We start from the raw sequence: 3,337 nt of genomic DNA on the forward strand, positions 1-3,337 counted from the left end.
CTGTGGTCCTGTGGTCCTGTGGTCCTGTGGTCCTGTGGTCCTGTGGTCCTGTGGTCCTGTGGTCCTGTGGTCCTGTGGTCCTGTGGTCCTGTGGTCCTGCAGGAAGCGTCCCTTTTACACCTACATTCAAGCAAGCACTTTCTCATGCTTTTCGTCTTTTCCCTGAACCGATGGCCTGCTATTCCTAATACCTAGATCATCTATTCCGAATGTCTGCAACTCCAGAACCGCTTTACCCCATAGGGCCACAGTACCTTAGCACCATAGTTCCGCTCTTATTTATAAATACTCTTCTATCAGCTTCTCTGCGATCTGTACGCTGTTAGTTGCTGCGCCCTTACGGACGTTGTCTGCAACAACCCACATGTTCAGGCCACAAGGATGGCTGATGTCTTCGCGGATACGCGCAACCATCACGTGGTCTTTACCTGTCGCGTCACTCACTTGGGTCGGGTAATCATTGCCGTGGAAGACTTCAATGCCTTCAGCGTTTTCCAGTAGGCTGATAGCTTCTTCAACATGTACCGGTTGGCAAGTTTCAACATGTACCGCTTCAGCATGACCGTAGAAAACAGGCACACGGACACAAGTTGGGTTCACACGGATATTGTCGTCACCCAAAATTTTCTGGGTTTCCCACACCATCTTCATTTCTTCTTTGGTGTAACCGTTATCCATGAACTGGTCGATGTGCGGTAGGCAGTTAAAGGCGATTTGCTTGTCGTAAACATTGGTTTCCGCAGGCAGGCCGTTCAATAGCTTGGCCGTTTGGCCTGCTAGCTCATCAACACCTTTCTTACCGGTGCCCGATACCGACTGGTAGGTCGCTACATTGATACGCTCAATACCGTATGCTTCATGGATAGGCTTTAACGCCACCAGCATCTGGATTGTCGAGCAGTTAGGGTTGGCAATAATGTTACGGTTACGGTATTCCGCCAGCGCATGCGGGTTCACCTCAGGGATCACCAACGGCACATCGTAGTCGTAACGGAAGCGTGATGTGTTATCGATAACAACAACACCGTAATCGGCTGCAGTCGGAGCCCAGCGCTCAGACGCTTCTGCACCGGCAGAGAAAATAGCAAGCTGAACCTGGCCCCAGTCGAAGTCTTCAACATTGGTCACACGTACAGACTTACCCTTGAAACGCAGGGTTTTGCCTGCACTGCGCTCAGAAGCAAGTAAATAGAGATTGCGAACAGGAAAATTGCGTTCCTCAAGAACTTCTACAATGGTTTCGCCGACAGCGCCGGTCGCACCGAGTACTGCAATATCAAATTCCTGGCTCATGGCCTTTCCTCTACTGTAAAACCTAATTTAGCCAGCGACTCTACCCCAAAATGGGCCTCGCCCGCTACTGTAATCGCGCTATATTCACGGCGATCCCAGTAATTTTTACGCATCCGGTCAAAAGCCGAGGCCATTTCTGGGCTGCCTTCTTCAGTTTGGCCCATTTCACGGCGGAATAAACCATCATCACGGCGAACATCGTAGATCAGTTGGGTCAATGTAAATAAAGTAGGTTCGTCCCACTGACAGCTGAGTGTAACCTGCGGCACGGGCGCAACCGGGAGCAAGCTTGAAGCACTCACTTCTTTGTCTAGGCCAAGGAACTGGCAGAAACTGTTGTACACCATGGTCGTGCCGCGCGCTTTGCCTTCCAAGCCATAGCCCGCCACATGCGGCGTCGCAAAAGCCAGTAATGGCAGCAATTCCAAGTCAACTTGTGGCTCGTGTTCGAATACATCCAGCACCGCCGTCAGTTTCTTGCCTTCCCCTGATAGACTCTGCTGCAAGGCACGCTTCAGCGCTTGGTTATCAACGACAGGGCCTCGGGCGGCATTGATCAGGATAGCCCCCGGCTGCAAATCACTAATAAATGCAGCATCAACCAAATGATGAGTTGGGTACTCACCGCTTTTGGTAATTGGCGTATGCATGGTGATCACATCACATTGCGAACGAATTTCTTCTAGGGTGTGGAATGAACGGCTATCGCCCTGCTGCTCTTTAATCGGATCGTTAAGCAGATACGGAATACCCAGCGCATCCAGACATTGGGCAAGATAGCTACCGACATTACCGGCACCGATGATCCCCACCTTCTTGTCGAATACCGAGAAGCCTTGTTGTTGACCCAGTACCATCAGGCTACTCAGTACATATTCTGCCACCCCGACCTTGTTACAGCCCGGTGCGGCAGTAAAGGTGATGCCTTTTTCAGCCAGTAGTGTTTCATCGACATGATCCTGGCCAGCGGTTGCGGTACCCACAAATTTCAACTTATTGGCTTTAGCCAACAAGGCTTCGTTGACCTTGGTTACCGAGCGAATCATTAATGCATCGACATCGAGCAAATCCTCAGCGGTCATCGTCCTGCCCGGCTTGCTGATCACCTCGCCCAGCTGGCTAAAAAGTGCCTCGGCATAAGGCATGTTCTCGTCAATGAGGATTTTCATGTTGTTTCCTTTTGAAAGCGGTTCTGTGGTTCTGTGGTTCTGTGGTTCTGTGGTTCTGTGGTTCTGTGGTTCTGTGGTTCGAAAATACCTAGAGCTGACTTGAAAAGTCAATGGCGTCAGAAAGCTTACTCAACTGACTACCCCTTTGCGGATTTTAATTAACTTCGCCAGCATGACAGAGATATGTTTAGCTTCACAAATAAAACTCATGCCCTGCTGTTTAGGGATGTAGCCCAGTTCAATAGCGATGTATAGCTGAGTGATTAACTCACCACAAGATCCCTTCGCGAAATATAGAAACCTTGCGGACTCAGCTGCAGTTTCCCTCTCTTCACCTTCAGAAATATTGGATGGAATAGACAAGGCAGAGCGAGTGATTTGGTCGACAAAACCATAGCGTTTACAACTTTTGAGTGATTTAACAATATCAACCGCAAGGCGTGAGCTTTTCTTCCAAACATAAAGTTTTTCGAAGCTCAACTTCCTCACAGCCATCCTCCATGAAAGGTGTTATCCATAGCACCACAGAACCATAGCACCGATGTCAGATATAAAAAAGCCCAGCAGAATTTCTGCTGGGCGAACGTCCAGGAATAAAAACACCGGCTGGGATCATAGACAGCTCCCGCAAAAGAAAATACTATGCAAACAGCCAATGTCGCGTCTGTTTTTTAGGCACTGACTCAAGGGCAAAACAGCTAGCGCAGTCTCCGCAAAAAGGCTTTCTAACTGAATCTCTTAGTCAGTGCCACCCCCTGGAAAATGACAAAAGTCGGTAGAGTTAAGGTCCTGTGGTCCTGTGGTCCTGTGGTCCTGTGGTCCTGTGGTCCTGTGGTCCTGTGGTCCTGTGGTCCTGTGGTCCTGTGGTCCTGTGG

The 3,337-nt window shown here is 49.7% G+C and carries 3 protein-coding genes; all 3 read right to left on the reverse strand.

Annotated elements, in window-relative coordinates; all coding sequences use genetic code 11:
* Positions 1-279: 279 nt before the first annotated feature.
* Positions 280-1,293, reverse strand: a complete 1,014-nt coding sequence (locus tag BIZ37_RS29700) for an aspartate-semialdehyde dehydrogenase (RefSeq protein WP_107299098.1) — start codon at positions 1,291-1,293, stop codon at positions 280-282.
* Positions 1,290-2,462, reverse strand: coding sequence for a 4-phosphoerythronate dehydrogenase (locus BIZ37_RS29705; RefSeq protein WP_187464607.1), 1,173 nt, complete (start codon positions 2,460-2,462; stop codon positions 1,290-1,292). Before BIZ37_RS29705 ends, BIZ37_RS29700 begins: the two co-directional genes overlap by 4 nt.
* A 129-nt stretch (positions 2,463-2,591) precedes the next feature.
* On the reverse strand, positions 2,592-2,942 hold the full coding sequence (locus BIZ37_RS29710) for a four helix bundle protein (protein WP_222939896.1): 351 nt from the start codon (positions 2,940-2,942) through the stop codon (positions 2,592-2,594).
* Positions 2,943-3,337: the final 395 nt, after the last annotated feature.

The sequence above is a fragment of the Photobacterium sp. BZF1 genome, from assembly GCF_014349205.1.
Classification (GTDB): Bacteria; Pseudomonadota; Gammaproteobacteria; order Enterobacterales; family Vibrionaceae; genus Photobacterium.

Coding starts and splice junctions, on each gene's coding strand:
- BIZ37_RS29700 (WP_107299098.1), bottom strand. CDS start 1,293: ATGAGCCAGGAATTTGATATTGCAGTACTCGGTGCGACCGGCGCTGTC.
- BIZ37_RS29705 (WP_187464607.1), bottom strand. CDS start 2,462: ATGAAAATCCTCATTGACGAGAACATGCCTTATGCCGAGGCACTTTTT.